Source organism: Rhodoferax sp. BAB1 (assembly GCF_013334205.1).
Lineage (GTDB): Bacteria > Pseudomonadota > Gammaproteobacteria > Burkholderiales > Burkholderiaceae_C > Hylemonella.
In genome coordinates this window covers 1,293,464-1,315,526 of sequence record NZ_CP054424.1, presented here as the reverse complement: position 1 = coordinate 1,315,526, position 22,063 = coordinate 1,293,464, and the positions used below count along the sequence as shown (strand labels likewise).

At 65.9% G+C, this 22,063-nt stretch carries 21 protein-coding genes and 1 tRNA gene; 9 read left to right on the top strand and 13 right to left on the bottom strand.

The window, feature by feature from the left end; translation table 11 throughout:
* Positions 1-9 precede the first annotated feature (9 nt).
* The 3 genes from ccoN to HTY51_RS06360 form a co-directional block, all read right to left on the bottom strand.
* The gene (ccoN, locus tag HTY51_RS06370; RefSeq protein WP_174251947.1) at positions 10-1,446 is read right to left on the bottom strand and encodes a cytochrome-c oxidase, cbb3-type subunit I; all 1,437 of its coding nucleotides are present in this window, start codon (positions 1,444-1,446) and stop codon (positions 10-12) included.
* Positions 1,447-1,526: 80 nt separating this feature from the next.
* The gene (ccoS, locus tag HTY51_RS06365) at positions 1,527-1,664 is read right to left on the bottom strand and encodes a cbb3-type cytochrome oxidase assembly protein CcoS (protein WP_057676374.1); all 138 of its coding nucleotides are present in this window, start codon (positions 1,662-1,664) and stop codon (positions 1,527-1,529) included.
* Positions 1,664-4,003, bottom strand: a complete 2,340-nt coding sequence (locus HTY51_RS06360) for a cation-translocating P-type ATPase (protein ID WP_174251946.1) — start codon at positions 4,001-4,003, stop codon at positions 1,664-1,666. Before HTY51_RS06360 ends, ccoS begins: the two co-directional genes overlap by 1 nt.
* A 110-nt stretch (positions 4,004-4,113) precedes the next feature.
* Here HTY51_RS06360 and HTY51_RS06355 point away from each other — a divergent pair, with 110 nt between their 5' ends.
* Together HTY51_RS06355 and HTY51_RS06350 are read left to right on the top strand one after the other, a co-directional pair.
* The gene (locus HTY51_RS06355) at positions 4,114-4,557 is read left to right on the top strand and encodes a universal stress protein (RefSeq protein ID WP_174251945.1); all 444 of its coding nucleotides are present in this window, start codon (positions 4,114-4,116) and stop codon (positions 4,555-4,557) included.
* 55 nt (positions 4,558-4,612) lie between these two features.
* The gene (locus HTY51_RS06350; protein ID WP_174251944.1) at positions 4,613-5,416 is read left to right on the top strand and encodes a hypothetical protein; all 804 of its coding nucleotides are present in this window, start codon (positions 4,613-4,615) and stop codon (positions 5,414-5,416) included.
* A gap of 9 nt (positions 5,417-5,425) precedes the next feature.
* On the opposite strand, the gene HTY51_RS06345 is transcribed toward HTY51_RS06350, so the two are convergent.
* From HTY51_RS06345 to lgt, 6 genes are all read right to left on the bottom strand, one after another.
* Positions 5,426-6,961, bottom strand: a complete 1,536-nt coding sequence (locus HTY51_RS06345; protein WP_174251943.1) for a malonyl-CoA synthase — start codon at positions 6,959-6,961, stop codon at positions 5,426-5,428.
* 17 nt (positions 6,962-6,978) lie between these two features.
* Entirely contained in the window at positions 6,979-7,770 is a 792-nt protein-coding gene (locus HTY51_RS06340) for an enoyl-CoA hydratase/isomerase family protein (RefSeq protein ID WP_174251942.1), read from the bottom strand.
* Between the two features lie 49 nt (positions 7,771-7,819).
* Positions 7,820-8,818: a tripartite tricarboxylate transporter substrate binding protein gene (locus tag HTY51_RS06335; RefSeq protein WP_174251941.1), complete on the bottom strand. Its 999-nt coding sequence runs from the start codon at positions 8,816-8,818 to the stop codon at positions 7,820-7,822.
* A gap of 38 nt (positions 8,819-8,856) precedes the next feature.
* Positions 8,857-10,338, bottom strand: coding sequence for a malonyl-CoA decarboxylase (locus HTY51_RS06330; protein WP_174251940.1), 1,482 nt, complete (start codon positions 10,336-10,338; stop codon positions 8,857-8,859).
* Positions 10,335-11,000: a GntR family transcriptional regulator gene (locus tag HTY51_RS06325; protein ID WP_174251939.1), complete on the bottom strand. Its 666-nt coding sequence runs from the start codon at positions 10,998-11,000 to the stop codon at positions 10,335-10,337. The genes HTY51_RS06330 and HTY51_RS06325 overlap by 4 nt, the downstream gene beginning before the upstream one ends.
* Before the next feature lie 162 nt (positions 11,001-11,162).
* Complete coding sequence (lgt, locus tag HTY51_RS06320) at positions 11,163-11,975, bottom strand: prolipoprotein diacylglyceryl transferase (protein WP_174251938.1); 813 nt, start codon at positions 11,973-11,975, stop codon at positions 11,163-11,165.
* Between the two features lie 92 nt (positions 11,976-12,067).
* Between lgt and ilvD the strand changes: the two genes are divergently transcribed.
* Positions 12,068-13,762 carry a dihydroxy-acid dehydratase gene (ilvD, locus tag HTY51_RS06315; RefSeq protein WP_174251937.1) on the top strand — a complete coding sequence of 565 codons (1,695 nt, stop codon included), beginning with the start codon at positions 12,068-12,070 and terminating at the stop codon, positions 13,760-13,762.
* 69 nt (positions 13,763-13,831) lie between these two features.
* Here ilvD and HTY51_RS06310 read toward each other — a convergent pair whose 3' ends face one another.
* Positions 13,832-14,068: a TIGR04438 family Trp-rich protein gene (locus tag HTY51_RS06310; RefSeq protein ID WP_174251936.1), complete on the bottom strand. Its 237-nt coding sequence runs from the start codon at positions 14,066-14,068 to the stop codon at positions 13,832-13,834.
* Between the two features lie 105 nt (positions 14,069-14,173).
* Here HTY51_RS06310 and HTY51_RS06305 point away from each other — a divergent pair, with 105 nt between their 5' ends.
* Entirely contained in the window at positions 14,174-14,479 is a 306-nt protein-coding gene (locus HTY51_RS06305; protein ID WP_174251935.1) for a c-type cytochrome, read from the top strand.
* Between the two features lie 200 nt (positions 14,480-14,679).
* Here the strand turns inward: HTY51_RS06305 and acs are convergent, their stop codons facing one another.
* Positions 14,680-16,674, bottom strand: a complete 1,995-nt coding sequence (acs, locus tag HTY51_RS06300) for an acetate--CoA ligase (RefSeq protein ID WP_174251934.1) — start codon at positions 16,672-16,674, stop codon at positions 14,680-14,682.
* A gap of 160 nt (positions 16,675-16,834) precedes the next feature.
* On the opposite strand from acs, the gene HTY51_RS06295 reads away from it, so the two are divergent.
* From HTY51_RS06295 to murI, 3 genes are read left to right on the top strand one after another with little or no spacing between them, the layout of a single operon-like run.
* On the top strand, positions 16,835-17,437 hold the full coding sequence (locus HTY51_RS06295) for a TIGR00645 family protein (protein ID WP_174251933.1): 603 nt from the start codon (positions 16,835-16,837) through the stop codon (positions 17,435-17,437).
* 28 nt (positions 17,438-17,465) lie between these two features.
* A complete protein-coding gene (locus HTY51_RS06290; protein WP_174251932.1) occupies positions 17,466-19,019 on the top strand; it encodes a fumarate hydratase in 1,554 nt (517 codons plus the stop codon).
* Entirely contained in the window at positions 19,016-19,807 is a 792-nt protein-coding gene (murI, locus tag HTY51_RS06285) for a glutamate racemase (protein ID WP_174251931.1), read from the top strand. The genes HTY51_RS06290 and murI overlap by 4 nt, the downstream gene beginning before the upstream one ends.
* A gap of 58 nt (positions 19,808-19,865) precedes the next feature.
* On the opposite strand, the gene HTY51_RS06280 is transcribed toward murI, so the two are convergent.
* Both HTY51_RS06280 and HTY51_RS06275 read right to left on the bottom strand, forming a co-directional pair.
* Positions 19,866-20,360 carry a thermonuclease family protein gene (locus HTY51_RS06280; RefSeq protein ID WP_174251930.1) on the bottom strand — a complete coding sequence of 165 codons (495 nt, stop codon included), beginning with the start codon at positions 20,358-20,360 and terminating at the stop codon, positions 19,866-19,868.
* An 18-nt stretch (positions 20,361-20,378) separates the two neighbouring features.
* Positions 20,379-20,455 (bottom strand) — tRNA-Pro (locus HTY51_RS06275).
* A 72-nt stretch (positions 20,456-20,527) separates the two neighbouring features.
* On the opposite strand from HTY51_RS06275, the gene aat reads away from it, so the two are divergent.
* Both aat and HTY51_RS06265 read left to right on the top strand, forming a co-directional pair.
* Complete coding sequence (aat, locus tag HTY51_RS06270) at positions 20,528-21,292, top strand: leucyl/phenylalanyl-tRNA--protein transferase (RefSeq protein WP_174251929.1); 765 nt, start codon at positions 20,528-20,530, stop codon at positions 21,290-21,292.
* Complete coding sequence (locus HTY51_RS06265) at positions 21,289-22,056, top strand: arginyltransferase (RefSeq protein ID WP_174251928.1); 768 nt, start codon at positions 21,289-21,291, stop codon at positions 22,054-22,056. Before aat ends, HTY51_RS06265 begins: the two co-directional genes overlap by 4 nt.
* The last annotated feature ends 7 nt before the right edge of the window (positions 22,057-22,063 follow it).

The following is a 22,063-nucleotide window of genomic DNA, read 5'->3' as shown; positions in this document are numbered from 1 at the left end:
TGTTCCTTCTCAGGCGTGGGCGGCGGCGGCCGGGATGGTGACCTGGGTCGCACGGCCGGCGGTGGCGGTCTTGATCACGTTCCACAGCATCAGGCACATGCCGCCCAGGTAGAGCAGGCCGCCCAGCAGACGCAGCACGTAGAACGGGAAGGTGGCCTTGACCGACTCGACAAAGGTGTAGGTCAGGGTGCCGTCGGGGTTGATGGCGCGCCACATCAGGCCCTGCATCACGCCGGCAATCCACATGGCCGCGATGTAGATCACGATGCCGATGGTGGCGGTCCAGAAGTGGACCTCGATCGCTTTCACGCTGTACATCTGCTTCTGGCCGAACAGGCGCGGGATCAGGTAGTACATGGAGCCCATGGTCACCAGGCCGACCCAGCCGAGGGCGCCGGAGTGCACGTGGCCCACGGTCCAGTCGGTGTAGTGGCTCAGGGCGTTGACGGTCTTGATCGACATCATCGGGCCCTCGAAGGTGCTCATGCCGTAGAAGGACAGCGAGACGATCAGGAAGCGCAGGATGGGGTCGTCACGCAGCTTGTGCCAGGCACCCGACAGGGTCATGATGCCGTTGATCATGCCGCCCCAGCTCGGCGCCAGCAGGATCAGGGAGAACACCATGCCGACCGACTGGGTCCAGTCCGGCAGCGCGGTGTAGTGCAGGTGGTGCGGACCCGCCCACATGTAGGTGAAGATCAGGGCCCAGAAATGCACGATGGACAGGCGGTAGCTGTACACCGGGCGCTCGGCCTGCTTGGGGATGAAGTAGTACATCATGCCCAGGAAGCCGGCCGTCAGGAAGAAGCCCACGGCGTTGTGGCCGTACCACCACTGCACCATGGCGTCCTGCACGCCGGCGTAGGCCGAGTAGGACGTGAACCAGCCGGACGGGATGGCCGCGCTGTTGACCAGGTGCAGCAGGGCCACGGCGATGATGAAGGCGCCGAAGAACCAGTTGGCCACGTAGATGTGGCGCACCTTGCGCGTGCCCACGGTACCGAAGAAGACGATGGCAAAGGAGACCCAGACCAGGGTGATCAGGATGTCGATCGGCCACTCCAGTTCGGCGTACTCCTTGCCCTGGGTGTAGCCCAGCGGCAGGGAGACGGCCGCCAGCACGATGACCGCCTGCCAGCCCCAGAAGGTGAAGGCCGCCAGCTTCTCGCCGAACAGGCGCACCTGGCAGGTCCGCTGCACCACGTAATAGGCGGCGGCGAACAGGCCGCAACCGCCGAAGGCGAAGATCACGGCGTTGGTGTGCAAGGGTCGCAGGCGACCATAGCTCAGCCAGGAGATGCCGAAATTGAGTTCAGGCCAAGTCAGCTGGGCGGCGATGATCACGCCGACCAGCATGCCGACCACCCCCCAGACCACCGTCATGATGGCGAACTGTCGAACAACGGTGTCGTTGTAGACGGTCGCCTGTTGGTTTGCAAATGCCATGTGCACCTCTCTTCTTGAAATTAACCTTACTGAGTGTCAGCGTATATCCCTGCCGCCGGTTTGACGCATGTCAACCGGTTTCAAGAATCCCGCAGAATCCGCTCGCCCTCGGCCTCGATGTCCTCGAACTGGCCGCGCTCTATGGCCCACCACAGGCCCCCGAGGATGAAAAACACCAGCGCCACCGAGAGCGGGATCAGCAAATACAGTATGTCCATCAGATGGCTTCCTTGTGACTTGGGGCTACGGCCAACCGCAGGGCGTTGAGCACCACCAGCAGAGAACTGGCCGCCATGCCCAGGCCGGCCAGCCAGGCCGGCAGCCAGCCCGCCACGGCCAGCGGCACGCAGGCGGCGTTGTAGACGACGGCCCAGGCCAGGTTCTGGCGCACGATGCGCAGGGTGCGGCGCGCCAGCAGCAGGGCGCGGCCGACCGCGGCCAGACTGTCCCCCAGCACGACAAAATCGGATTGCGCCTGGGCCAGCGGCACCGCCTGGCCAAAGGCAAAGGAGACATGGGCGCCGGCCAGGGCCGGGCCATCGTTCAGGCCGTCGCCCACCACGGCCACGCGGCGCCCCTGTCGCTGGGCCGCCTGCAAAAAGGCCAGCTTGTCCTGCGGCGTGCAGCCACCACGGGCCTCGCGGATGCCCAGCCGGTCGGCCACACGGGCCACGGCCGGCGCCGCATCGCCCGAGAGGATGCGCACCTCGATGCCCTGGGCCTGCAAGGCGGCCACGGTGGCGGCTGCATCCGGGCGGATGTCTTCGCCGAACTCGAAGATGGCCAGCCAGCCCTGGGCATCACTGAGCACGGCGTGCGGGCCGGCCGGTGCGGCAAGGCTGACACCGCAGTGCGCCCGGGAACCCAGGCGCAGTTCCTGAGTGACGCCGCCCTGCCCCGGCGGGGGGCTGACCAGCCCCCGCAAGCCCTGGCCCGCAAGCTCATGCACCTGCTCGGACCGCCAGGCCAGCACACCCTCGCCCTGCCCGGCCGCGAACAAGGCCCGCGACACCGGGTGCAAGGACTGTTGCGCCAGCGCCATGGCCATGGCCAGCGCCTCGTTGCGATCCACGCCTGCGCGGGTCGACACGGACTGCAGCACCATGGCGTCACGCGTCAGGGTGCCGGTCTTGTCGAACAGCACCGTGTCCACTTCAGCCAGCGCCTCCAGCCCCCCCAGGCGGCGCACCAGCACCCCCTGGCGCGCCAGCGTGCCGGCGGCGGCCAGCATGGCCGCCGGCGTGGCCAGCGAGAGGGCACAGGGACAGGTCACCACCAGCACCGCGACCGCCACCATCAGGGCGTGGCCCGGATCATGCGACCACCAGAAAGCCGCGGCACCGCCCGCCGCCAGCAGGACACCGATCAGGAAGGGCCGGGCCAGACGGTCCACCAGTTGCGCCAGTTGCGGCCGGCTGGTGGCGGCCTGCTCCATCAGCGCCACGATCTGGGCAAAACGCGTGTCCTCCCCCGTGCGCTCCACCCGCACCTGCACCGCGGCGTTCAGGTTGTGGCTGCCGGCAATGACGCTGGCGCCGACGCCACGCAGCAGCGGACGGGACTCGCCCGTGAGCAGGGCCTCGTCGGCCAGAGTTTCACCGTCGATCACCACACCATCTGCCGGGAAGGCTTCGCCCGGCAGCACGCGCAGCACGTCGCCAGGCAACACGCGGCGCACCGCCACACGCTCGAACTCGCCGTCGGCACGCTGGCGCAACACGCTGTCGGGCAGGCGGTTCATCAGGGCGTCGAGGGCGCCGGCGGTGCGCTCGCGCAGGCGCTGCTCCAGCCAGCGCCCGGTGAGCAGGAAAAAGACGAACATGGTCAGCGAGTCGAAGTACACCTCTCGGCCAAAGATGCCCTGGGGCTCGAAGGTGCCGGCCGTGCTGACCACGAAGGTGATGCCCATGCCCAGGGCCACCGGCAGGTCCATGCTGATGCGCCGCTGCAGGATGTCGCGCAGGGCGGCGGAGAAGAAGGGCCCGCAGGAAAACAACATGACCGGCAGCGTCAGCACCCAGGAGGCCCAGCGCAGCAGCTGCTCCATCTCGGCCGTCAGGTCACCGGGCTCGGCCACATAGGCCGGCCACGCGTACATCATGACCTGCATCATGCAAAGGCCTGCCACCGCCCAGCGCCACAAGGCCTTGCGGGTCTCCTGGCGCCGGCGTTCGCTGGCAAAGGCGTCGTTGGCCGGCACGGCCCGGTAACCGGCACGGCGCACGGCTTCCATCCAGCCCGAGGGCAACACGGCATCGGCCTGCCAGCGCACACGGGCGCGCCGGCTCCCGGCGCTGACGCTGGCGGACGCCACGCCCGGCACACTACGCAAGGCATCCTCGACGCTCAGCGCGCAGGCGGCACAGTGCATACCTTCGATCACCAGATGAGACTCCCAGCTGTCCGCCTGCCCGTCCACCGGGCGGCTGAAGGCGGACCAGGCCGCCGGATCATCGAGCAGTGGCCCAGCCTCGAGCTGAGCCCCGCCGGACAGCAACGGGCGCTCCCCGGACACCGGCAGGAGTTGCGCAGACACGGCAAGACTGGCAGATTGCATGAGGGCCAAGCGTAGCGGGCAGAACCCGCCTGCGGCTTGATATGGATCAAGACCATACCAGAACCCCGTGGAGTAATCTAGAGGCGCTCGAACAACCCAAGGAGATCACCATGTACCAACGCATCCTCGTCGCCACCGATGGCAGCACCCTGTCCAAGAAGGCCGTGAGCAGTGCCATCGCCCTGGCCAGGCTCAGCGGCGCCGAACTGGTCGCCCTGAAGGTGGTGCCACGTTATCCGCAGAGCTATTTCGAAGGCGGCCTGGCCCTGGCGCCCAGCGACATTGCCAAGATCGAAAAACAGTGGGCGACCCACGGCCAGGCCGTGGTGGACGGCGTCGCCAGGTCGTCTGCGGCCAAGGGACTCAGCGTCAAGGCCGTGGTGGTCAAGTCCGATCTGGTCAGCGAGGCCATCATCGCCACCGCCAAGAAGAACAAGTGCGACCTCATCGTCATGGCCTCCCACGGCCGCAGGGGTGTCAAGCGCCTGCTGCTGGGCAGCGAGACCCAGCAGGTGCTGACGCACTCGAGCATTCCGGTGCTGGTGCTGCGCTGAGATCGCGCGTCGGGGGAACTGTTAAATTCCCGTGGAACGACCGCCACGGGAACCCATGAACGCACACCCCCTCCTTTTTCCCTTGCTGCTCCTGCCACTGCTCGTGCAGGCGCAGCCGGTCTCGCTGCGCTCTTCCGACAGCAGCGAACTCGGCGTCGAGGTCATGAGCCAGCGCTACGAGGCCGGCAGCGGCACTGCCGCCTATAGCCAGGCAGGCAACAAGGTCGGCCTGGTGTTCCGCTTCACCCAGGCCCTGGACGACAACTGGTACTGGGGCGCCGATGCGCGCCAGTCCCACGGCAACATCAACTACAGCAGCGTCAGCCGTGGCGACAAGGGCGGCAACGCAGAGGTGCTCACCGAGGTGCGCATCACCGGCGGCAAGGACTACCCGCTAGGGACCCAGTTGCTGGCGCCCTACTTCGGCCTGGGTTACCGCGAGCTCAGGACCGACCTGCGCGGCCTTACCAGCACCGGTGACGAAGGGTACCGGCGCCGCAGCCAGTATGTTTACCTGCCGCTGGGCCTGACGCACCGCCTGCAACTGCAGGCCCAGGCCCGGCTCTCGACCAGCCTGGAATACGACCTGCTGCTGGATGGCCAGCAGAGCTTTTTGCTCTCGGACACCGACCCGAGCTCCAACGACCCGGTCACCAGCCAGCGCAGCGGCCATGGCCTGCGCCTGACCAGCAGCTACGAAACCCACGACTGGTCTTTCGGCTTCTTCGTGCATTACTGGCGCGTCGCCGCCTCCGACCAGGCTCGTCAGGCGCTGGCCGGCGTCCCCGCTGCGCTGGTCGAGGAACCCCGCAACAGCACGCGCGAAGTCGGCGTGCAGTTCCGGCTGCGCTTTCACTAGGACAGCAGATCAGGCGCCGAACAGCGCCTTGTACTGGTCCCGCAGCAGGTTCTTCTGCACCTTGCCCATGGTGTTGCGCGGCAGGTCGTCAACCACGAAGCACTTCTTGGGAATCTTGAAGTTGGCCAGCCTGGACTTCAAGCTGGCAATGATCTGCTCGCCATCCAGCGTTGCGCCGGGTTTGCGCACCACCACGGCGACCCCCACCTCACCGAAGTCCGGATGCGGCACGCCCACCAGCGCGCTCTCGGCCACACCGGGCATTTCATTGACATAACCCTCGATCTCGGCCGGGTAGACGTTGTAGCCGCCGCTGATGATCAGGTCCTTGCTGCGGCCGACGATGGCCACGTAACCACGCTCATCGATCTTGCCCACGTCACCGGTGCGGAAGTAGCCGTCGGCGGTGAACTCTTCTTTTGTCTTCTCGGGCATGCGCCAGTAGCCCTTGAACACATTGGGGCCCTTGACCTGGATGCCGCCGATCTCGCCCACGGGCAGGGCTTGGTCGGCCTGATCGCAGACACGCAGGCTCACGCCCGGCAGCGGGAAACCCACGGTGCCGCCACGGCGCTCGCCGAGCCTGGCGTCATAAGGATTGGAGGTCAGCATGATGGTCTCGCTCATGCCGTAGCGCTCCAGGATGGTGTGGCCGGTGCGCTGCTGCCAGGCCTGGAAGGTTTCGATCAGCAAGGGTGCCGAACCGGCAACGAACAGGCGCATGTTACGCACCGCCTCGCGGGTCAGGCCCGGCTCGGCCAGCAGGCGCACGTAGAGCGTGGGCACGCCCATGAAGACGGTCGCCTCGGGCATCTTCTCGAGCACGCGTTTCGGGTCGAACTTCGCCATCCAGAACATCTTGCTGCCGTTGAGCAGCGCACCGTGCAGGGCCACGAACAGGCCATGCACGTGGAAGATGGGCAGCGCATGGATCAGCACGTCACCGGTTTTCCAGCCCCAGTAGTCTTTCAGAACCCGGGCATTGCTCAGCAGGTTGCCATGCGTGAGCATGGCGCCCTTGCTGCGGCCGGTGGTGCCGCTGGTGTAGAGGATGGCCGCCAGGTCATCGGCCTGGCGTTCGACCGGCACATGACGGTCCGAACAGTGCGCGGCACGTTCCAGCAGCGAGCCGCTGCGGTTGTCATCCAGGGTGTAGACGTGCTGGGTGCCGGCCTTGAAGACCAGCTTGCTGACCCAGCCGAAGTTCCTGGGGCTGCACACCACCACGGCCGGCTCGGCATTCGCGATGAAATACTCGATCTCGGCACTCTGGTAGGCCGTGTTCAGCGGCAGGAAGACGTAGCCGGCGCGCAGCGTGGCCAGGTAGAGCATCATGGCCTCGACCGACTTCTCCACCTGCACGGCCACGCGCGACCCCTCGGGCAGGTTCAGCGACTGCAGCAGGTTGGCCAGCATGGCCGTGGCGCGCTCCAGGTCGCGCCAGGAATACTGCAGGCCGTTATCGGTCTCGATGGCGACGGCATCGAGATCGGCGGGGAAAGCCGCACGCAGTGCGGAAAACAGGTTGGTGTTGGTTCGGGACATGATGCGGATCACCAGGGTCAGGAAGTCGGATGTGAAAATTCGGCGGGCCGCTTGGCCAGGAAAGCGGCGATGCCTTCGCGGTGCTCGGCGCTGTCGGCATAGGCATAGGCCCCGCCCAGCAAGGCCTGCAGCGCCGGCGCAGCGACGGACGACTGCAGGGTGCGCAAGGCCTGCTTGTTCAGGCGGGCGGCCTGCGGAGCCAGTGCCTGGATGCGCTGCGTGCTGGCCTCGATCTCATCGGCCAGTTGCGCCGCTGGCAGCACGCGCTGCACAAAACCGCGCGCCTGCATCTGCTGGGCCGTCAGCACGGCGCCTTCCAGCAGCATCTCGCGTGCCGTCGTGGCACCGGCCTCGCGCAGGACCAGGGCGGCCTCACGCGGCGCCATGGGAAAACCGAGGCGGCCGATCGGCGCACCAAAACGCGCCGTCTCGGTGGCGATCCGGATGTCGCAGCAGCAGGCGATCTCCACGCCTGCCCCCATGCAGTTGCCCTCGATCTGGGCGATCACGGGCACGTCGCAGTCCAGCACGGCCTGCAGGCCACCCCAGACCTCGTTCTCGTGGAAGTCGCGCAGGCTGGCCTCGCTAAAGCGGAAGCCCTCGTACTCGGAGATGTCGCCCCCTGCACAGAAATGACCGCCCTCCCCGCGCAGCACGATGCAGCGCAGGGAAGGATCGGCCTGCAGGGCCAGGAACACCGCGCGCAGCTCACGCCACATCGCACAGGACATGGCGTTGAACTTGCCGGGGTGGCTGAGGGTGACCAGGGCCAAGGTGCCCTGCCGCTGCAGCTGGATACGGCCGCTCATGGTCGAAACAGGTGCATCAGGCGTGGGGCGACAGGACCTGGACGCACGGTCAGTCGAGCTTGGCGCCCGAGAGCTTGACCACCTGGGTCCAGCGCTTGACTTCGGCACTCACGAACTGGCCAAACTGCTGCGAGGTCATGCTGCTGAATTCAGCGCCCTGGTTGGCCCAGACGGCCTTGGCCTCGGGGGTATTGCCGGCCTTGCGGATCTCCTCGGAGGCACGCGCCTGCACATCCGCCGGGGTACCCTTGGGCGCCCAGATGCCGTACCAGGTCTGCACCGTGTACTCGGGCAGGCCCAGCTCGGCCGCGCAGGGCACATCCGGGAAAGCGGCGTTGCGCTTGGGCCCGGCCACCATCAGGGCCTTGATACGACCGCCCTTGATGTGGGCAGCCGAGGAACCCAGGCCGTCGAACATCATGTCCACGTTGCCGGCAATCAGGTCCTGCAGGGCCGGGCCGGCGCCACGGTAGGGGATGTGGGTGATGAAGGTCTTGGTCTGCTGCTTGAAGAGCTCGCCGGCCAGATGGTGCGAGGTGCCGCTACCGGCCGAGCCATAGTTCAGCTTGCCCGGGCTCTTGCGCAACATCTCCAGGAAGGACTTGAAATCACCCTCGGTGACCTTCTTGGGGTTGACCACCAGCACCTGCGGCACCGTGGCCACCAGCGCCAGCGGCACGAAATCCTTCTCGATGTCGTAATCGAGCTTGGGATACATCGAAGGCGCGATGGTGTGGTGCACCGCCCCCATGAACAGGGTGTAGCCATCCGGCTGGGCCTTGGCTGCAATGCTCGCACCCAGCGTGCCACCGGCACCGCCGCGGTTGTCGATGATGAGCTGCTTGCCGGTCAACTTGGAAAAGGAAGCCGACAGGGGGCGGGCAAAGGCATCGGTGCCGCCGCCGGCGGGAAAGGGCACGACCACGGTGACCGGCTTGGCCGGCCAGCCGGACTGGGCCTGCGCCCACAGAGGACCAGTGGCCAGTCCGGCCGCAGCCAGGCGCAGCACGTCGCGTCGCTTGCTGCTGAAAGTGAATGCTGTAGTCATGTTGTCTCCTTTAGTTGAATGAATCAGCGATCATGCCGTCAGAACTGCATGTCCTCAATGGAGGGCGCCACCGCTATTTTGCCCTCTGCCAGCTGGTCCCGCTGCCGGTCCAGGCGCTTGAGATCGTAGAGGTAGTTGACCATCAGGCCAAACGACTGCTTGATGCCTTTGGGCGAGGGATCACCCATCCAGTTCAGGCGCTCGACACGTGCCCCGTTGCCCAGGTGGAAACGCGCGACGGGATCGGCGGGTTTGCCCTCGACCAGCTCGCGTCCCAGGTAATGTGCCGCGCAGTGCAGCAGCCAGCGGCGCAGGACCGGCCTGGCCTCCAGCGACTCGGCCTTGTCCAGGGCCTGCAGCACGTGGGCTGCGGACGGCGGCTCGAAACCCACGGCCCGCCCCAGTTCTGCCCGTTCTTTTTCAGGCGTCAGCTCCAGCATGCGCGCCGCATTCTGCGTCAGCCAGGACCGCAAGCCGGGTATCGGCGACAGGGTGGCGAAATGCCTGAGCCGGGGGAATTCGGCACTCAGCGTCTCCACCACCCGCTTGATGAGCGAGTCGCCGAAGCTCACCCCCCGCAAGCCGTTCTGGGTGTTGCTGATGGAGTAGAAGATGGCCGTGGTGGCCTTGCCGAGATCGGACGCGGCGGCCTGCTCATCGAGCAGGGGCGTGATGCTGTCAGCCATGTGGTCGATCAGTGCCACCTCGACGAAGATCAGGGGTTCGCCGGGCAGGCGCGGGTGGAAAAACCCGTAGCAGCGGCGGTCGGAGTCCAGCCGGTTCTTGACGTCGGCCCAACTGCGGATGTCATGCACCGCCTCGTACTTGATCAGCTTTTCGACCAGGGAGGCCGGCGAATCCCAGCTGATGCGCTGCAACTCCAGGAAACCGACGTCGAACCAGGTGGAGAACATGTATTCCATCTCCACGTCCAGCGCCTGCAGCCGCCTGTCCTTCTTCAGGTAGGGCTGCATCTCGGCCCGCAGGTCCACCAGGAAACGGATGCCTTCGGGCAGCACGCTGAAACGCTGCAGCAGGCGCCGGCGCGGCGACACCGTGGCCCGCCGGTACTGCACCTCGGCCGCTGCCTCGTCCGGCGTGCCGACCGCGGCTGCAAACTTGGCCTGGGCGCTTTTGACCTTGTCGGGATCGGCCGTGAACATCTCGCTCATCAGCAGCCACATGTCGCGCCGCCGGGCCACCGTGGCGCCGGCGTAACGCTCGATCAGGACCTGGGCCCGCCGCCCCCCCTCGACTTCGCTGATCCGTGGATCGATCGTGGCCTTGAGCTCATCCAGCACGAGGCGCAGCATGCGCGGCGACATGGCCTCTTCCCTGTGGCGCCGGCTCGCCGCCAGGCGTTCGCGCGTGGGCCGCTCACTGGCCGGCCCCGCCGTTGCACCCCCACCGGAGCCGGCAGGGGTCTGCAGGGAACCTGCCGCGTCCATTACCAGCAGACCCTTGCGGTCCAGCGGGAAAAGATACGCGACCTTGCGGCTGATCCAGCTCGTTGCGCTCATGCCAGTCTCCGGCTGTGTTGACGGGTCAGTTCGCGTAGCGCTTCGCGCTGGCGCGTCAGGTGGGTACGCATGGCCGCCTCGGCACCGTCGGCATCACGCGCCTTGAGCGCGGCAAACACGGCCATGTGCTCGCTCAGGCTCTGCTCCAGCCGTCCCGGGGCATGCAACTGCTGCAGCCGGGCCAGTTTGAGGATCTTGCGCAGGTCGCCGATGACCTGGGCCAGCCAGCGGTTATTGGCCAGCGTGATGATGGCCTCGTGGATGGCGAAATTGGTCTCGTAGTAGTCGACGATGCGCTTGCCCCGGGCCGCCTTCTGCAGCCGCTCGTGCAGGGTCTCCAGGGCCACCAGGTCGGCATCGCTGGCATGGACTGCGGCTTCGTGTGCACAGCGCCCCTCCAGCAGCGCGATCACCGGGAAGATCTCGTCGAGATCCTGCTCGGTCACCTCGTTGACGAAACAGCCGCGCCGTGGCTCGTGCCGCACCAGGCCCTCCGCGGTCAGGACCTTGAGCGCCTCGCGCAAAGGTGTACGCGAAATCTCCAGCCGCACACACAGCACCGCCTCGTCCACGAAACTGCCCGGCGCCAGGGTGCCATTGAAGATCTCCTGCCGCAGGGTATCTGCAACCTGTTCGTGCAAGGAGTTATGGACAACACGCATGGGCAGACCATCGCTTGGGAGGACGACACCCGCCACTTCCGTCGGGATGCAGCAGGACCATGGCTGTAATTTTACGTAATTACGCATAATTACGAAACCGGGGATAACCCTGAGTTTCAGTCGCACCACAGAAAAAAGCGGCCCGCAGGCCGCCCGGCTGACTCAGGGCCGCTGCGGCAGGCGGCCGAACCACCACCAGAGACCCGCCCCCAGGGCGATCATGGGCAGGCACAGCCATTGCCCCATGCTGAGGTTCAGGGCCAGCAGGCCGAGATAGTCATCCGGCTCCCTGAAGTATTCGGCAATGAAACGCAGCAGCCCGTACCCCACCAGGAAGGCAGCGGCCACCTGCCCGGTGCGGCGCGGCCGGCGCGCGTAGAGCCAGAGCAGCACGAAGAGCAGCAGGCCCTCCAGCAGGAACTGGTACAGCTGCGAGGGATGGCGCGGCGCATCGCCAGCACCGCGAAACACCATGGCCCAGGGCAAGGCGGGATCCGCCACGCGCCCCCAGAGTTCGCCGTTGATGAAGTTGCCGATGCGCCCGGCCGCCAGGCCCGTGGGCACACAGGGCGCCACGAAATCGGCGACCTGCAGCCAGTGCTTGTGGCGGGCACGCGCGAACCAGAGCATGGCCACGACCACGCCCAGCATGCCCCCGTGGAAACTCATGCCGCCCTGCCACAGGGCAAAGACCTCCAGCGGATGGCTCAGGTAATAGGCTGGTTTGTAGAAGAGACAGTAGCCCAGCCGCCCGCCGATCACGACGCCGATCACGCCATAAAACAGCACGTCCTCGACATCGCGCCGACTCCAGGCCCCGTCGCCCCGGATCGAGGCATAGGGCTCGTGCCGCAGGCGGCGCAGGCCCAGCCAGAAAAACAGGCCAAAGGCGACCAGATAGGTGATGCCGTACCAGTGGATGGACAGCGGACCCAGACGCAGGGCGACCGGATCGATGGCGGGATGGATCAGCATGGCCGCCATTGTGCCGCAGCCAAACCCGGTCCAGCCACGGCTTACACTCTCGGTTTGCATTGATTTTCCGGCTCACCTGCCGCACACGAACCATGGCCACCAAAGTCATCCAGATCAACCGCCGCTCGGCCAACATCACCGAAGGCAAGTCGCGCGCACCCAACCGTTCCATGTACTACGCCATGGGCTACGAGGAAAGCGATTTCAAGAAACCCATGGTCGGCGTCGCCAACGGCCACAGCACCATCACCCCCTGCAACTCGGGCCTGCAGAAGCTGGCCGACGCCGCGATCGCCGGCATCGAGGAAGCCGGCGGCAACGCCCAGGTCTTCGGCACCCCCACCATCAGCGACGGCATGGCCATGGGCACCGAGGGCATGAAGTACTCGCTGGTCTCGCGCGAAGTCATCTCCGACTGCATCGAGACCTGCGTGCAGGGCCAGTGGATGGACGGCGTGCTGGTGGTCGGCGGCTGCGACAAGAACATGCCCGGCGGCATGATGGGCATGCTGCGCGCCAACGTGCCTTCCATCTACGTCTACGGCGGCACCATCCTGCCTGGCCACTACAAGGGCCAGGACCTCAACATCGTCAGCGTGTTCGAGGCCGTGGGCCAGAACGCGGCCGGCAACATGAGCGACGCCGACCTGCGCGAGATCGAGATGCGCGCCATCCCCGGCACCGGCTCCTGCGGCGGCATGTACACCGCCAACACCATGTCCAGCGCCTTCGAGGCCCTGGGTATGTCCCTGCCCTATTCCTCCACCATGGCCAATCCGCACGACGAGAAGCAGAACTCGGCCAAGGAATCCGCCAAGGTGCTGATCGAGGCGATCAAGAAGGACCTGAAGCCGCGCGACATCGTGACGCGCAAGAGCATCGAGAACGCCGTAGCCGTCATCATGGCCACTGGCGGCTCCACCAATGCCGTGCTGCACTTCCTTGCCATTGCCCATGCGGCGGATGTGGAGTGGAGCATCGACGACTTCGAGCGCGTGCGCAAGAAGACCCCGGTGCTCTGCGACCTCAAGCCCAGCGGCAAGTACCTGGCAGTGGACCTGCACAAGGCGGGCGGCATTCCCCAGGTCATGAAGGTCCTGCTGAACGCCGGCCTGCTGCACGGCGACTGCATCACCATCACCGGCCAGACCATCGCCGAAGTGCTCAAGGACGTGCCGGACCAGCCGCGCGCCGACCAGGACGTGATCCGCCCCATCAGCAAGCCCATGTACGAAGAAGGCCACCTGGCCATCCTCAAGGGCAACCTCTCGCCCGAAGGTGCGGTGGCCAAGATCACCGGCCTGAAGAACCCGGTCATCACCGGCCCGGCACGGGTGTTCGACGACGAGCAGTCGGCCCTCAAGGCCATCCTGGACGGCAAGATCAAGGCCGGCGACGTCATGGTGCTGCGCTACCTCGGCCCCAAGGGCGGCCCCGGCATGCCCGAGATGCTGGCCCCCACCGGCGCCCTGATCGGTGCCGGCCTGGGCGAGAGCGTGGGCCTGATCACCGATGGCCGCTTCTCCGGCGGCACCTGGGGCATGGTGGTCGGCCACGTGGCGCCGGAAGCGGCTGCCGGCGGCACCATCGCCTTCGTCAAGGAAGGCGACAGCATCACCATCGACGCCCATGAACTCAAGCTGGAACTGAATGTGCCGGCAGCGGAGCTGGCCAAGCGCCGCGAAGGCTGGACGCCGCCGCAGCCGCGCTACACACGTGGTGTGCAGGCCAAGTTCGCCTTCAACGCCTGCTCGGCCAGCAAGGGCGCGGTGCTGGACAACTACTGATCCGGCCCGGCCCAGCGAAAAAGCCCCGGCATGCCGGGGCTTTTTCATTCCCAAGAAACTCCAGCTGGATCAGCGACGGCGCTTGAGGCCCATGGCATCACGCTGCTTGTTGAGCCGGTCCAGACGCCGTTTGTCCTCGCGTTCCATGGCCTTGCGCCGCGTATAACCGCTGGCATCGGCCCAGGCCCACCAGGCGGCCGCCATGCCAAAAGGCGCCAGGACCACCCACCAACTCCAGCCCACGACCGGATCGATATCGAGATATTTCATCAGCAGCAGGATGATGCCCAGTCCCAGAAAATACATGGATAGCCCTCATTCTTGATGCGGCAGGCCCGCCACGCAGGTCAACCACAGCCATTACAATCACGTTCATTGATTATGTACTTAACCCTAGCCTAGAGGAAATCGATGAAACGCGCCCTTTTCGTCCTGTTTGCCGCCGCCACCGTCAGCGCTCCCGTGCTGGCCGACCAGGCTCTGGCCACTTCCAAGAACTGCATGGCCTGCCACGCCGTCGACAAGAAGCTGGTGGGCCCGTCCTTCAAGGACGTTGCCAAAAAATACGCTGGCGACAAATCCGCAGCCGACAAGCTCGCCACCAAGATCGTCAAGGGTGGTTCCGGCGTCTGGGGCCCCGTGCCCATGCCGGCCAATCCGCAGGTCAGCGAAGCCGAGGCCAAGAAACTGGCCGCCTGGACCCTGGCTGCCAAGTAAACCCGCAGCCAGCCCGTCAAAAAGCCCGCACCAGCGGGCTTTTTTCATTGGGGCTGAACCGCAAGGTCGCCCCTCGAAGACCGGATCAGTTGTTCTGCGACAACTGATCCAGGATGGCCGGATTCTGCCGGCACATCACATCGGCTGCGCCGATATGAGTGCCGTCCAACCCCGCATAGCGCCTCACGGCGCTTTCTTGATCAGTTGTTCTGCGACAACTGATCAAGAATTGCGGGGTTTTCCAGCGTCGAAGTGTCTGAGGTGATGGCCTCGCCCTTGGCGATGGAACGCAGCAGGCGACGCATGATCTTGCCGCTGCGGGTTTTGGGCAGGTTGTCGCCGAAGCGGATGTCCTTCGGTTTCGCAATCGGCCCGATCTCCTTGGCCACCCAGTCACGCAACTCCTTGGCGATGGCCTTGGCTTCCTCGCCGGTCGGGCGGGAGCGCTTGAGCACCACGAAGGCGCAGATGGCCTCACCCGTCAGGTCGTCGGGGCGACCCACCACGGCGGCCTCGGCCACCAGATCGGTCTTGGACACCAGGGCGGACTCGATCTCCATCGTGCCCATGCGGTGGCCCGACACGTTGAGCACATCGTCAATGCGGCCCGTGATGCGGAAGTAGCCGCGGTCGACACTGCGCACGGCGCCATCACCGGCCAGGTAATAGCCCTTGAGTTCCTCGGGGAAGTAGCTCTTCTTGAAACGTTCGGGGTCGCCCCAGATGGTGCGGATCATCGAGGGCCAGGGTTTCTTCACCACCAGGATGCCGCCGGAACCGTTGGGCACGTCATGGCCCGCCTCGTCGACGATGGCAGCCGCAATGCCCGGCAGGGGCAAGGTGCAGGAACCCGGCACCAGGGGCGTGGCGCCCGGCAGCGGGGTGATCATGTGGCCGCCGGTCTCGGTCTGCCAGAAGGTGTCGACGATGGGGCAACGCTCGCCGCCCACGTGCTTGTGGTACCACATCCAGGCTTCCGGGTTGATGGGCTCGCCCACCGAGCCCAGGATGCGCAGGCTGCTCAGGTTGGAGCGGGCCGGATGCACCTTCTCGTCGCCCTCGGCCGCCTTGATCAGCGAGCGGATGGCCGTGGGCGCGGTGTAGAAGATCGTGCACTTGTGCTTCTCGATCATCTGCCAGAAGCGGCCGGCGTTCGGGTAGGTCGGCACGCCCTCGAAGACGATCTGCGTCGCACCGGCGGCCAGCGGGCCGTAGGCCACGTAGGTGTGGCCGGTGATCCAGCCGATGTCGGCCGTGCACCAGAACACGTCCTTGGGCTGGAGGTCGAAGGTCCAGTCCATCGTGAGCCGGGCCCACAGCAGGTAACCACCGGTGGAATGCTGCACGCCCTTGGGCTTGCCGGTGGAGCCCGAGGTGTAGAGGATGAAAAGCGGGTGCTCGGCGCCCACGACCGTCGGTGCGCACACGGTGCTCTGCCCGGCCAACGCCTCGGCAAAGGTCTTGTCGCGCCCGGCGACCATATTGCAGGCCGTGGCCGTGCGCTGGTAGACCAGCACGGTCTTGATGGACTCGCAGCCGCCCATGGCCAGGCCCTCGTCCACGATGGCCTTCAGCGGCAATTCCTTGCCGCCGCGCATCTGGTAATTGGCGGTGATCACGGCCACGGCGCCGGCGTCGATGATGCGTTCCTGCAGCGACTTGGCCGAGAAGCCGCCAAAGACCACCGAGTGGGTGGCGCCGATGCGGGCGCAGGCCTGCATGGCCACCACACCCTCGATGGTCATGGGCATGTAGATCAGGACGCGGTCGCCCTTTTTGATGCCCTGGGCCTTGAGCGCGTTGGCGAACTGACTGACCTTGGCCAGCAGCTCCTTGTACGTCACCTTGGTCACCGCGCCGTCGTCGGCCTCGAAGATGATGGCCGTCTTGTTCTCGGCAGACGTGCCCATGTGCTTGTCCAGGCAGTTGGCCGAGGCGTTGAGTTCGCCGTCGTCGAACCACTTGTAGAAAGGCTTTTTGGAGGAATCCAGGGTGCGGGTGAAGGGTTTGGTCCAGACCAGGTTCTCGCGTGCCAGCCGGGCCCAAGTGCCCTCGAAATCCTTGTCGAAGGCGTCACACATGGCCTGGTACTGCGCCATGCCGGAGATGCGCGCCGCCTTGACGACCGCGTCCGCCGGGGGAAAGACACGGTTCTCGACCAGGACGGATTCGATGGCAGACGTTGGTGAACTCATGGCATGTTTCCTCAGATGGTTTTTTGGATCGCCCCGCAATGTCAGGGCTGGCGCTTACAAGTCACTGACTGGACACAAAGGGCCAATGTACCGAATCCCGGGGCGCTTTGAAATGCGGCCTAAAATCCGCCGTCTAGATAGAAACCCGGATTTTCAGACCATGTCCAGCCCCGAACCGTCCAAAGCCTCCCCCCTGCGCCCCCTGCCCGCCCTGATTTTTTCCAGCCGCTGGCTGCAGTTGCCCCTGTACCTGGGCCTGATTGCCGCGCAGGGCGTTTACGTCTTTCACTTCCTGGTCGAACTGCTGCACCTGATCGAGGCTGCCTTTGGCAGCCAGACCGCCCTGCAGGCCCTGGTCACCAGCATCGGCTACAAGACGACGGCACCGATCACCACCCTGAACGAAACGGTGATCATGCTGGTGGTGCTGGCACTGATCGACGTGGTCATGATCTCCAACCTGCTGATCATGGTCATCGTCGGCGGCTACGAGACCTTCGTCAGCCGCATGGACCTCGAAGGCCACCGCGACCAGCCCGAATGGCTGAGCCACGTCAACGCCTCGGTGCTCAAGGTCAAGCTGGCCACCGCCATCATCGGCATCAGCTCCATCCATCTGCTCAAGACCTTCATCAACGCCGACAACTACACCGACCGGGTGCTGATCGCCCAGACTGTCATCCACATCACCTTCCTGCTGTCGGCCATCGCCATCGCCTACACCGACAGGCTGATGTCGGCCCCGGCCGCAGAACACCACTGAACCCCCACTTTCCAGCTTACGTTTTGCCATGACCACCCACATCAAGCAAGCCGACCTGATCGAATCGGTCGCCGCCGCCCTGCAGTACATCAGCTACTACCACCCGGCCGACTACATCGCCCATCTGGCCCGCGCCTATGCGCGCGAGCAGAGCCCGGCCGCCAAGGATGCCATTGCGCAGATCCTGACCAACAGCAAGATGAGCGCGGTGGGCCATCGTCCGATCTGCCAGGACACCGGCATCGTCAACGTCTTCCTCAAGGTCGGCATGGACGTGCGCTGGGACGGCTTCACCGGCAGCCTGGAGGATGCCGTCAACGAAGGCGTGCGCCGCGCCTACAACCACCCGGACAACACCCTGCGCGCCAGCGTGCTGGCCGACCCGCAGTTTGCCCGCAAGAACACCGGCGACAACACCCCCGCGGTCATCTTCACCGAGATCGTGGCCGGCGACAAGGTCGAGGTCACCGTGGCCGCCAAGGGCGGCGGCAGCGAGAACAAGAGCAAGATGGTCATGATGAACCCCAGCGACAACCTGGTCGACTGGGTGCTCAAGACCGTGCCCACCATGGGCGCCGGCTGGTGCCCGCCGGGCATGCTGGGCATCGGCATCGGTGGCACCGCCGAGAAGGCCGTCCTGATGGCCAAGGAAAGCCTGATGGACGACCTGGACATGTACGAATTGCAGGCCAAGGCAGCCAAGGGCGAGAAGCTGAGCCAAGTGGAAGAGTTGCGCCTGGAGCTGTACGAGAAGGTCAATGCGCTGGGCATCGGCGCCCAGGGCCTGGGCGGCCTGACCACTGTGCTCGACATCAAGATCAAGATGTACCCCACGCACGCGGCCAGCAAGCCCGTGGCCATGATCCCCAACTGCGCTGCCACGCGCCATGCGCACTTCGTCATGGACGGCTCGGGTCCGGTCTACCTGGACCCGCCCAGCCTGGACCTCTGGCCCAATGTGAACTGGACACCCGACACCCAGAAGAGCAAGCGCGTGAACCTGGACAAGCTCACCCGTGAAGAAGTGGCGAGCTGGAAACCGGGTGACACCCTGCTGCTCAACGGCAAGATGCTCACCGGCCGCGACGCCGCGCACAAGCGCATTGCCGACATGCTGGCCAAGGGTGAGAAACTGCCGGTGGACTTCAGCAACCGCGTCATCTACTACGTGGGCCCGGTCGACCCCGTCAAGGGCGAGGCCGTCGGCCCCGCCGGCCCCACCACCGCCACCCGCATGGACAAGTTCACCGAGACCATGCTGGGCCAGACCGGCCTGATCGCCATGATCGGCAAGGCCGAGCGCGGCCCCGAGGCCGTCGAGGTGATCCGCCAGCACAAGAGCGCCTACCTCATGGCCGTGGGCGGCGCCGCCTACCTGGTCAGCAAGGCCATCAAGACCGCCAAGGTGGTGGGTTTTGCCGACCTGGGCATGGAAGCCATCTACGAATTCGACGTGGTGGACATGCCGGTCACCGTGGCGGTGGACGCCGGCGGCACCAATGCCCACGTCACCGGCCCGGCCGAGTGGAGCAAGCGGATTGCCAGCGGCGAGTTCAAGGGCATCTCGCTCACAACCGCGTGACACGACCGGTCGGCGTCTTCGACAGCGGCATCGGGGGCCTGAGCGTCCTGCAGGCCTTGCGCGCCGAGCTGCCGCACCAGTCCTTCGTCTACGTGGCCGACAGCGGCCACGCCCCCTACGGGGAGCGTGAGCCCGGCCACGTGATCGAGCGCTCGCAGGCGCTCACCAGGCACCTGATCCAGGCCTACGACGTCCAGGCGCTGGTGGTGGCTTGCAACACGGCCACGGCGGCGGCCATCGCCCTGCTACGCCAGCAGCACCCCGAGTTGCCCGTCGTGGGGGTCGAGCCGGCGCTCAAACCCGCCGCCCAGGCCAGCCGCACGCACCGTGTGGGGGTGCTGGCCACGCGCGGCACCCTGGAAAGCGCCAAGTTCCAGGCTCTGCTGGCCTCCCAGCAGGGGCAGGCCGACTTCGTGCTGCAAGCATGCGACGGCCTGGCCGACGCCATTGAGCATCAGGACAGCGAGCGCATTGCGGCCCTGGGCCGTCGTTACGTCCAGGCGCTGGGTTCCTGTGGTCAGGATGAAGGCAAGATCGACACCGTGGTGCTGGGCTGTACCCATTACCCCCTGGTCGCCGACACCTTGCAGGCCCTGCTGGGTCCGGAGGTGGAACTGCTTGCCAGCGGCCCCCCGGTCGCGCGGCAAACCCGCCGTGTGCTGCCGCAAGTCGCCGGCAGCGGCCACCCTACCCTGCGCTGGCTGACCACGGGCCCGGCCGATCAGCTACAGGCTGCAGTACAGCGCTGGCTGCAAGCGCAGGCGCATGTCGGGACTCTGAAAATCTGAAAGAGACCTGCACACCGCATGCGAGCACGCACCGGATGCAGGCCAGGCCCAGCCCCGTCTATTTGCGGCGGCCAGCCCGATATTCCCAGGGAGGGATGGGCTTGCTGTCACGCCAGAGTCCGGCACGCCGCTGGCGTGCGTCCGCCTGTGCGGCCGCATAGGCTTGGCGATCCTGCTCCGCCAGGTCCTGCGCGCGGGATGGGTCGTACCAGGCAGCGCCGTCGGCAAGCAGTTCCAGGCTGATATCCCGCCCTGCAGCCACCACCTTGCCCAGACGCGGTGAGCCGCCCTGGCGCGGCACCTCCACCGTCACGTATTTCTGAAACACGAACTCGCGCAAGGCATCCTCCGAGCGCTGGGCATGCTTCTGGAACTTTTCCGGTGCATCGATACCCGCCAGCCGCACGGTGTGCTGGACCTTGCGCTCATCGCGCACGCGGATGGTGTCAGCATTGACGATGGCGACCACCTGGCCCTGCAGGGTCCAGGCCACTGCCATCGGGCTCGACAGCAAAAGGAAGAGGAGCGCGAAGTGAGTGAGGATGGATCTCATCGAGATCAGACAGAAAGATGGTCGGGGCGATACGATTCGAACGTACGACCCTCTGCTCCCAAAGCAGATGCGCTACCAGGCTGCGCTACGCCCCGACAAGCTGCGTATTCTACCGGCACGTCCCTGCCATTCCCCGCTGGCTTGCGTCCATGCGATAAAGTTTCTCCATGCGCACACGCTCCCTTCCCCTGCCCTGGCTCGAGCCGGGTGAAGCATTTCCGCCTGTCAGCCAGGCCTGGGGACCCGGCTCCGAGGCCCCAGGCCTGCTGGCTGCCGGTGGCAGCCTGGATGTCGACAGCCTGCGCCGTGCCTATGCGCATGGCATCTTCCCCTGGTTCAGCACGGGACAACCCATCCTCTGGTGGAGCCCGGAGCCGCGCATGGTGCTGGAGGTGCACCGGTTCCGGCTGCATCGCTCGCTGCGCAAGGCCCTGCAGAAGTTCATCTCGACCCCCGGCTGTGAGATCCGCTTCGATTCGGCTTTCGAGCAGGTGATCACGGCCTGCGCCGGCAGTCCGCGCGAAGGCCAGGACGGCACCTGGATCGTGCCGCCCATGGTGCAGGCCTACAGCGAACTGCACCGTGCCGGCCACGCCCACAGCGTGGAGACCTGGATCGACGGCCAGTTGATGGGCGGGCTGTACTGCGTGGCGCTGGGGCAGGCGGTGTTCGGCGAATCCATGTTCACGAGGGCGACCGACGCCTCGAAGATCGCATTGGCCGCCCTGGTGGCCTTCAGCCGCCAGCACGGCATCACCATGATCGACTGCCAGCAGAACACGCAGCACCTGGCCTCGCTGGGCGCCCATGAAATCCCGCGTGTGGATTTTTTGCGCCACATCACGGCCAGTCAGGCGCAAGCCGGGCCCCGCTGGCACTTCGACCCCCTATACTGGCGTGAACTGATGATGGCCCCAGCGGAGTCGACGTGACGCACCTCAAGGACCTGCCCCTCCAGAGTCTGCAGTTCTATGCCACGGCCCCCTACCCGTGCAGCTACCTGAGCGGGCGCCAGGCGCGCTCCCAGGTGGCCACGCCCAGCCACCTGATCAACAACTCCACCTACTCGGAGCTGGTGTCCCAGGGCTTTCGCCGCAGTGGCATGTTCACCTACCGGCCGCACTGTGATGGCTGCCAGGCCTGCATCCCGCTGCGGGTGCGGGTCCAGGACTTCCTGCCCTCTCGCAGCCAGAAACGAGCCTGGAAACAGCATCAGAACCTGCAGGCCCGCGTCTCCCGCCTGTGTTTTGTGCCCGAGCACTACCAGCTGTACCTGCGCTACCAGAACGGCCGGCACGCCGGCGGCGGGATGGACCAGGACAGCATCGACCAGTACACCCAGTTCCTGCTGCAAAGCCGGGTCAATTCGCGCCTGGTCGAGTTTCGCGAAACACTGGAAGACGGCTCGCCCGGCCCGCTACGGGTGGTGTCCGTGCTGGACGTGCTGGATGACGGCCTCTCGGCGGTCTACACCTTCTATGAGCCAGGGCGTGACGCCAGTTACGGCACCTACAGTGTGCTCTGGCAGATCGAACAGGCGCGCCTGCTAGGGCTGCCGCATGTCTACCTCGGCTACTGGATCGAGGACAGCCCGAAAATGAATTACAAGGCGCGCTTCGGTCCGCACGAACGGCTGGTACAAGGCCAGTGGCTGGCGGTCGGCCCCGACGGTGAAATGTCGCCGGCCAGAGAGTGATTTCACG

Coding starts and splice junctions, on each gene's coding strand:
- ccoN (WP_174251947.1), bottom strand. CDS start 1,446: ATGGCATTTGCAAACCAACAGGCGACCGTCTACAACGACACCGTTGTT.
- ccoS (WP_057676374.1), bottom strand. CDS start 1,664: ATGGACATACTGTATTTGCTGATCCCGCTCTCGGTGGCGCTGGTGTTT.
- HTY51_RS06360 (WP_174251946.1), bottom strand. CDS start 4,003: ATGCAATCTGCCAGTCTTGCCGTGTCTGCGCAACTCCTGCCGGTGTCC.
- HTY51_RS06355 (WP_174251945.1), top strand. CDS start 4,114: ATGTACCAACGCATCCTCGTCGCCACCGATGGCAGCACCCTGTCCAAG.
- HTY51_RS06350 (WP_174251944.1), top strand. CDS start 4,613: ATGAACGCACACCCCCTCCTTTTTCCCTTGCTGCTCCTGCCACTGCTC.
- HTY51_RS06345 (WP_174251943.1), bottom strand. CDS start 6,961: ATGTCCCGAACCAACACCAACCTGTTTTCCGCACTGCGTGCGGCTTTC.
- HTY51_RS06340 (WP_174251942.1), bottom strand. CDS start 7,770: ATGAGCGGCCGTATCCAGCTGCAGCGGCAGGGCACCTTGGCCCTGGTC.
- HTY51_RS06335 (WP_174251941.1), bottom strand. CDS start 8,818: ATGACTACAGCATTCACTTTCAGCAGCAAGCGACGCGACGTGCTGCGC.
- HTY51_RS06330 (WP_174251940.1), bottom strand. CDS start 10,338: ATGAGCGCAACGAGCTGGATCAGCCGCAAGGTCGCGTATCTTTTCCCG.
- HTY51_RS06325 (WP_174251939.1), bottom strand. CDS start 11,000: ATGCGTGTTGTCCATAACTCCTTGCACGAACAGGTTGCAGATACCCTG.
- lgt (WP_174251938.1), bottom strand. CDS start 11,975: ATGCTGATCCATCCCGCCATCGATCCGGTCGCCCTGCGTCTGGGTCCG.
- ilvD (WP_174251937.1), top strand. CDS start 12,068: ATGGCCACCAAAGTCATCCAGATCAACCGCCGCTCGGCCAACATCACC.
- HTY51_RS06310 (WP_174251936.1), bottom strand. CDS start 14,068: ATGTATTTTCTGGGACTGGGCATCATCCTGCTGCTGATGAAATATCTC.
- HTY51_RS06305 (WP_174251935.1), top strand. CDS start 14,174: ATGAAACGCGCCCTTTTCGTCCTGTTTGCCGCCGCCACCGTCAGCGCT.
- acs (WP_174251934.1), bottom strand. CDS start 16,674: ATGAGTTCACCAACGTCTGCCATCGAATCCGTCCTGGTCGAGAACCGT.
- HTY51_RS06295 (WP_174251933.1), top strand. CDS start 16,835: ATGTCCAGCCCCGAACCGTCCAAAGCCTCCCCCCTGCGCCCCCTGCCC.
- HTY51_RS06290 (WP_174251932.1), top strand. CDS start 17,466: ATGACCACCCACATCAAGCAAGCCGACCTGATCGAATCGGTCGCCGCC.
- HTY51_RS06280 (WP_174251930.1), bottom strand. CDS start 20,360: ATGAGATCCATCCTCACTCACTTCGCGCTCCTCTTCCTTTTGCTGTCG.
- aat (WP_174251929.1), top strand. CDS start 20,528: ATGCGCACACGCTCCCTTCCCCTGCCCTGGCTCGAGCCGGGTGAAGCA.